This is a genomic window from Candidatus Deferrimicrobiaceae bacterium (genome assembly GCA_035256765.1).
In the GTDB taxonomy this organism is placed as follows: domain Bacteria; phylum Desulfobacterota; class Deferrimicrobia; order Deferrimicrobiales; family Deferrimicrobiaceae; genus CSP1-8.
Genome location: DATEXR010000107.1, coordinates 1 through 6662 on the forward strand (window position 1 = coordinate 1; position 6662 = coordinate 6662).

Sequence of the window (6662 nt, forward strand, 5' to 3'; positions counted from 1 at the left end):
GACCGATGTGACGATGGGCCGCAGTCTGCGGGCGAAAACCATTCTGGTGGCCACAGGATACGGGGAATCGGAGCGCCGGGAGGGGGAGCGCCGCGGTGTCCGGCCCGACGTGTTCCTCCCCAGCATAAGGGAAGCGGCGGAATGGATCCTTTCGGAAGGGGAATAATGTGAGCGGATTGCATGCCCCGAGGGAGATAATCGTTCGGCGCATCGCCCTTTTCGCCGCCGCCGCGATTCTTCTCCTTGCGACCGGCTGCTCCCGGGCGGCTCATGAACCCCGGCCGGAGGAGAAGCCCCCGGCCGCGGCATCCGGGACTTCGAAAGCGGAAGAGGCGCGTGCGGAGGAGGGTACCGTTTCCTCCCTGCCGAAGGCGGAACAACCGGCAGCGTCGGAGGAAGTTCCGTCTCCGGCGGCAGACGCGCCGAAAGATGCGGGAAAAGAGATCCCGGCGGAATCTCCCCCGCCTTCCGCGGAGGCGGTTTCCGGGACGGAGCCCCCGCCGGCGGTTTCACGGCCGGAGGAGGGGAAGGCCGGGAAAGAGCCGGTTTCCGATGTGGGAGAAACCGCGGCGACTGTTCCGACGACCGCCGCCAACGGGAAAGCGAACGGGAAGGGAAATTCCGCGGGTGCATCGCATCCCGCGCCGGCTCCCGCCGTTCCCCGGGCGGATGCGGAACCGGGCAGGATGGTGATCGCCAGCCTCTCGGAGGAGATGGCGTTTCCCAAGGACGGCCCGCCCTGGGCGAGAAAGAAAGAGGAACTCGTCTACAAGGTGGAGTTTTTGGGAATCACGATGGGGTACGCCCGGTTCACCTTCCTGGGGAAGGTGCTCCTGTCCGGAAAGGAGGCGTATCACCTCCGGGTGCGCGCGTGGACCTCGGACATCCTCTCGCTGATCTACCCGATCGACGACACGATCGATTACTACCTGGACGTGCAGACGATCACGCCCCTTCGCCAGGAGTTCGCGAACAGCCGGAAAGAGGACGACGTGGCCATCTACGACCAGGAAAAAGGGACGATCGTCTACCGGTACAAGAAGGACGGGACGATACGAAAGAAGGTCGACGCGGTCCCCAACGTGTACGACCCCGTCTCGGCGGCGTATTATTTCCGCACCCGGGATCTTGCGGCCGAGGAGAAGGGGAGGCCGATGTACGCCGGGCGGAAATTATGGGAGATATCGGCCCGGCCGGTGGGATTCGAACGGATCCAAACGGACCGGGGGGAGGTGGACACGATCATCATCCAGCCCGTGATCCGGAGGGAAGGCAAGGTCGAGGACAAGGGGGACCTGCGGATGTGGATGTCCCGGGACGAGAGCCATCTCCCGGTCCGGTTGTACGCGAAGTTCAGGAAAATACGGATGTGGACGCTGGTGGGGGAGTTGATGCCCGACCCGCAGGGGGGATAGATCATGGACGAGGAACTGCTCGAGATCCTGGCTTGCCCGAAGTGCAAAGGGAGCTTGCAGCTGACCCCGGAGGAGTCGGAGTTGCGCTGCGAGGCGTGCCGCCTGAGCTACCGCATCGACGACGGGATTCCCGTTCTCCTCATCGAGGAAGCTTCCTCGTATGAATGACGACGGATTCATCGAGCGGGCGTTCGCCTACATCGAACGGTTCCGCACCTGCCGGCTCCTGGTGGTCGGGGACATCATGCTGGACGAATACATCTGGGGGAATGTGGGGAGAATCTCCCCGGAGGCCCCCGTACCGGTGGTCGCCGTCACGCGGGACACGAGAGCCCTCGGGGGGGCGGCCAACGTGGCGCTGAACATCGCCTGCCTCGGCGCGGGGGTGCAGGTCGCCGGCTTCGTGGGAGCGGACCCGGCGGGCCGGGAGATCGTCCGCATGCTGCGGAAACGGGGGATCGGCGTGTCGGGCGTCGTCGCCGACCCGGATCGTCCGACGACGGTGAAGACGCGCGTGATCGCCCACCAGCAGCAGGTGGTCCGCGTCGACAGGGAGAAAAAGGAGCCCCCGGACGGGAAAGCGCGCGGAATGCTCGCGAGCCGTGTCCTTGAGGCGCTGGGCGAAGCGGACGGAGTGGTCCTGTCCGACTACCGCAAGGGCGCGCTTTCCCGCGAGCTCGTGGAGGAGGTGATCGCCACGGCGAGGAAGAAAGGAATTTTCGTGGCGGTGGATCCGAAGCAGGCCGATTTCACCTACTACCGCGGGTGCACCCTGATCACCCCCAACAAGGCCGAGGCCGAGGCGGCGCTGGGGGGCCGGGAACTTTCGGGGGACCGGGAGGTGTGGGAGGGGGGAAAGGCGCTATTGCGGAAGACCGGGGCGGGCGCGATTCTCATCACCCGGGGGGAGGAGGGGATGAGCCTCGTGGAGCGCGGTCGCCGGTCCTTTTTCCACATCCCGTCGCAGGGACGCCAGGTGTTCGACGTGACCGGCGCCGGCGACACCGTGATCGGCACCCTTGCCGCCGGGTTGGGGGCGGGAGCGCCCCTGCGGGACGCCGCCCTCCTCGCGAACGCGGCCGCGGGGGTCGTCGTGGGCGAGGTGGGAACCGCGCCGATTACCGTGGAGAAACTGACCCGGGCCCTGCGCCTGCAGCGAAAGGAGAGGGAGATCGCCCTCGAGGAAAGGGGCCAGTCGCCGCGGAGCGGGAAAAGGACTGCAACCCCCCGATGAGCCTGCGGACGGTCCCTTCGCCCGCACGGTTGCTGTTCTCCGTGATGTACCGGGAGGAGAGGGACTTCGAACGGTCCCTCCGCAGGATCACCGAGCGGATGGGGGCCGTCGGGCGCGTCAGCGACCCGTTCCCCTTCGACAGGACCGACTATTACGAGAGGGAAATGGGATCGCCGCTGTTTCGCCGCTTCCTTCTCTCCGTCGATGCCGTGTCCCGGGACGAGCTGGCGGCGGCGAAGCTTGCGGCCGAGGCGATCGAGAGGGAATTCTCGGTCCACGGGAGGCGGACCGTCAACATCGACCCGGGTCTGCTGGCGGAAGAGAACCTCGTCCTCGCCACGGGAAAGAACTATAGCCACCGGGTCTACCTGCGCGACGGGGTGTTCGCCGACCTCACCCTCGTGTTCGAAAAGGGAGAGTACCGGGCGCTTCCGTGGACGTACCCCGATTACGCGTCGACCGAGATCCGATCGTTCCTCACGGGGTTGCGCAGGGAGCTCCGGGAAACGGAAAAACCGTCCGGGAGAGGAGATTCGTAGATGTGGATGAGCATGACGGGGTTCGGAAGGGGAGACCATAACGGCGAGGACGTTTCGGTGATCGCGGAGGCAAGGTCCGTCAACCACCGGTTCCTGGACATTCACGTGCGGTGCCCCGTGAAATTCCTCTCCTGGGAGATGCGCATCCGCTCGTTGGTGCGGGGAGTGCTCCGGCGGGGGAAGGTGGATGTGTTCCTGAGCGTCCGGGATTGGGGGAAGGGGGGTACCGCGGTCCGTGTGAATCACGGTCTTCTGTCCTCCTTTCTCGCGGAGGCGAGCCGGCTGCGCGAGGAGTACGCGCTTACGATGGACCTCTCGTTCCGGGACCTGATCGGGGTCCCCGACCTCTTCGTGTTCGCTCCCGAGGGGGACGATCCCGCGGAGAAGCATTGGGCGCTCGCGGAGGGGGCGGTGCGTCATGCCCTCGCCATGCTCGTCGGGTCGAGACAGGAGGAGGGAGAGCGGCTGCGTTCCGCCATCGGGCAGTCGGTCCGGAGCCTTCGGGACCTAACGGAAGAGATCGTCTCTCTTGCCGGAGAGAACCGGGAACTTGCCAGGTCGCGGTTCCGGGAGCGGATCGAGGCCCTGTCGGGGGAGGCGGGGGTCGATCCCGTTCGCGTCCAGCAGGAGGCGGCGATCCTGATCGACCGGTTGGACATCTCCGAGGAGTGCGAACGCCTGCGCTCGCATCTCGCGGGGATGGAGGGGATGCTGAGGAACAAAGGCGATGCGGTGGGGAAGCGGTTTGATTTCCTCGTGCAGGAAGCGTTCCGGGAAATGAACACGGCCTCGTCCAAATCGGCGCATGCGGGGATATCGGAACGGGTGGTCGCCGCGAAGACGGAGCTGGAAAAGATCCGGGAACAGATCCAGAACGTGGAGTGACCCATGGAGAAAGGGGATGTCTTCGTCATTTCGGCTCCGTCGGGTTCGGGGAAGACCACCATCTGCCGGATGCTCGCCCAACGGGTGGAGAACATTCAACTTTCGGTATCCTACACCACACGCCCCCGGAAGGAGGGGGAGGTGGACGGCAAAGACTATTATTTCGTTAAACCGGAAATATTTGATAAAATGGTAATTTCGCGGGAGTTTCTGGAATCCGCCTCCGTGTACGGAAACCGGTACGGCACGTCCCGGGAGGCGGTTCGAACGATCGTCTCCCGCGGATGGGACGCCGTTCTGGAGATCGACGTCCAGGGCGGGCGGAAGGTGAAACAGGAACTTCCCGAGGCGGTTCTGGTCGGCATCTTTCCCCCCGACTGGGAGTCCCTCGAAAAGAGACTGATCGGAAGAGGAAGGGACACTTCCGAGGAGATGAAAGCTCGTCTTCGGGCCGCGGCGGACGAGGCGCGGCATCTCCTCTTGTACGATTACCTCGTGGTGAACGACGACCTCGGGGCGGCGGTGACCAGGGTGGAATGGATCGTGCGGGCGGCCCGCCTCCGGCGGGACAGGGCGCTCGTTCGGATGTCGAAAATCGTGAACCGGACCGGAGAAGGGGAGCCATGGCGCGAGTAACGGTAGAGGATTGTCTGCGGCAAGTGGAAAGCCATTTCGAACTGACCGTGGTGGCGGCCAAGAGGGCCAAGCAGCTCCTGGGCGGGCAAGGAGCGTCGATCGACACGTCCCAGCGAAGGGACAAGCCCACCGTGGTGGCGCTCCGGGAGATCGCCCAGGGGACGGTGCGGGTCAAGCGATAACGCCGGAGCGGGCGATGCTCCGACTGAACGACATCGTCGACCGCGTCCAGTCGATACGGCCGGCGGCCAACATCGAGCTCATCCAGAAGGCGTACGTTTTCACGGGAAAGGTGCATCACGGCCAGCTCCGTGAATCGGGCGAGCCCTACCTGATCCACCCCCTGAACGTCTCCCACATCCTGGCCGACTGGAACATGGACGAGGAGACGGTCGCCACGGGCCTGCTCCACGACACCGTGGAGGATACGGTCGCCACCATCGAGGAGATCCGGGAGCTGTTCGGGGAAAACGTCGCCCAGCTGGTGGACGGGGTCACCAAGATCAGCCGCGTCATCATCTCCGACGTCGCCGACCAGAAGGCGGAATCCCTCCGGAAGATGATCCTCGCCATGGGGAAGGACATCCGCGTGATCCTGGTCAAGCTCGCGGACCGGCTCCACAACGTGAGAACTCTGGGACACCTCTCCCCGGACCGGCAGGTCATCATCGCCCGCGAGACCCAGGAAATCTACGCGCCGATCGCGAGCCGCCTCGGGATGTCCCGGGTGAAGATGGAGCTCGAAGACCGGTGCTTCGAGGTCCTCCACCCGGACGATTTCCGCGAGCTCACCCGTTCCGCCGACGAAAGAAAGCGCGGCCGGGAGGAGCACATCCGGAAGGTGACCACCCTCCTCGAGGGGAAGATTCGCGAGGCGGGGATCGACGCGTTGGTCACGGGCCGCTCCAAGCACATCTCGGGAATCTTCAACAAGATGGCGCGCCAGGGGATCGACTTCGAGCACGTCTACGACCTGATCGGGTTCCGGATCATCCCCAAGACGATACGGGAGTGTTACGAGGCCCTCGGCATTGTCCACAGCCTGTGGCGGCCGGTCCCGGGCCGGTTCAAGGACTACATCGCGATGCCGAAGGCGAACCTCTACCAGTCTCTCCATACCACCGTGTTCGGCCCCAACGCCGAGATGATGGAGATCCAGATCCGGACCGAGGAGATGCACTCCCTGGCGGAGTACGGGGTCGCGGCGCACTGGCGGTACAAGGAGGGGAAGCAGGTCACGGACAACAAGGGCGACCAGATGTTCGTGTGGCTCCGCCAGATTCTCGAGCTGCAGAAAGAGATGAAGGACCCGCGGGAATTCCTGAACACCGTGAAAGTCGAGCTCTTCCCCGAGGAGGTGTACGTGTTCACCCCGCGGGGGGACGTGAAGGAACTGCCGCGCGGGTCGACGCCCATCGACTTCGCCTACGCGATCCACACGGAGGTCGGGAACCAGTGCGTGGGGGCGAAGGTGAACGGGAGGATGGTCCCCCTCAAGGTCTCCCTGAAGAACGGCGACGTGGTCGAGATCATCACCAACCCTTCGCACAAGCCGAGCCGGGACTGGCTCAAGATCGCCAAGACCAGCCGGGCGCTCAACAAGATCCGGGCGATCATCCGGCAGGAGCAGCAGGAGCACAGCCTGGCGCTGGGACGCCAGATCCTGGAGCGCGAGCTGCGCAAATATTCCCTCTCCCTCACGAAGACGCTGAAGTCCAAGGAATTCGCGGAAGTTCTCCAGGAGAACCGGTACAAAAGCGCCGACGACTACTGTATCGCCATCGGGTACGGGAAAACCTCTCTGATCCCTCTGCTCCGGGCCCTCGTCCCGCCGGAACAGCTGCAGGAGAAGGGGAAGGAGTCCCGGCTCGAGGCCCTCATCAAACGCGTCACCGCGAGGAAACCGAGCGCGGTCATCGTCAAGGGGGTGGACGACATGTTCGTCCGTCTGGC

At 64.7% G+C, this 6662-nt stretch carries 8 protein-coding genes; all 8 read left to right on the forward strand.

Going from position 1 to position 6662, the window contains the following annotated elements; genetic code table 11:
- Positions 1 to 167 precede the first annotated feature (167 nt).
- Positions 168 to 1415 carry a DUF3108 domain-containing protein gene (locus VJ307_03560; GenBank protein ID HJX73210.1) on the forward strand — a complete coding sequence of 416 codons (1248 nt, stop codon included), beginning with the start codon at positions 168 to 170 and terminating at the stop codon, positions 1413 to 1415.
- A 3-nt stretch (positions 1416 to 1418) separates the two neighbouring features.
- Positions 1419 to 1583 (forward strand): Trm112 family protein, encoded by a 165-nt coding sequence (locus VJ307_03565; GenBank protein ID HJX73211.1) that lies wholly within the window; start codon positions 1419 to 1421, stop codon positions 1581 to 1583.
- The gene (gene rfaE1 / locus VJ307_03570) at positions 1576 to 2649 is read left to right on the forward strand and encodes a D-glycero-beta-D-manno-heptose-7-phosphate kinase (GenBank protein ID HJX73212.1); all 1074 of its coding nucleotides are present in this window, start codon (positions 1576 to 1578) and stop codon (positions 2647 to 2649) included. The genes VJ307_03565 and rfaE1 overlap by 8 nt, the downstream gene beginning before the upstream one ends.
- Positions 2646 to 3188, forward strand: a complete 543-nt coding sequence (locus VJ307_03575) for a DUF4416 family protein (protein ID HJX73213.1) — start codon at positions 2646 to 2648, stop codon at positions 3186 to 3188. Before rfaE1 ends, VJ307_03575 begins: the two co-directional genes overlap by 4 nt.
- A 6-nt stretch (positions 3189 to 3194) precedes the next feature.
- Positions 3195 to 4073 (forward strand): YicC/YloC family endoribonuclease, encoded by an 879-nt coding sequence (locus VJ307_03580; protein ID HJX73214.1) that lies wholly within the window; start codon positions 3195 to 3197, stop codon positions 4071 to 4073.
- Positions 4074 to 4076: 3 nt separating this feature from the next.
- On the forward strand, positions 4077 to 4709 hold the full coding sequence (gmk, locus tag VJ307_03585) for a guanylate kinase (protein HJX73215.1): 633 nt from the start codon (positions 4077 to 4079) through the stop codon (positions 4707 to 4709).
- Positions 4697 to 4891, forward strand: coding sequence for a DNA-directed RNA polymerase subunit omega (rpoZ, locus tag VJ307_03590; GenBank protein ID HJX73216.1), 195 nt, complete (start codon positions 4697 to 4699; stop codon positions 4889 to 4891). Before gmk ends, rpoZ begins: the two co-directional genes overlap by 13 nt.
- A gap of 14 nt (positions 4892 to 4905) precedes the next feature.
- On the forward strand, positions 4906 to 6662 hold a 1757-nt coding region (locus tag VJ307_03595), incomplete at its 3' end, for a bifunctional (p)ppGpp synthetase/guanosine-3',5'-bis(diphosphate) 3'-pyrophosphohydrolase (GenBank protein HJX73217.1).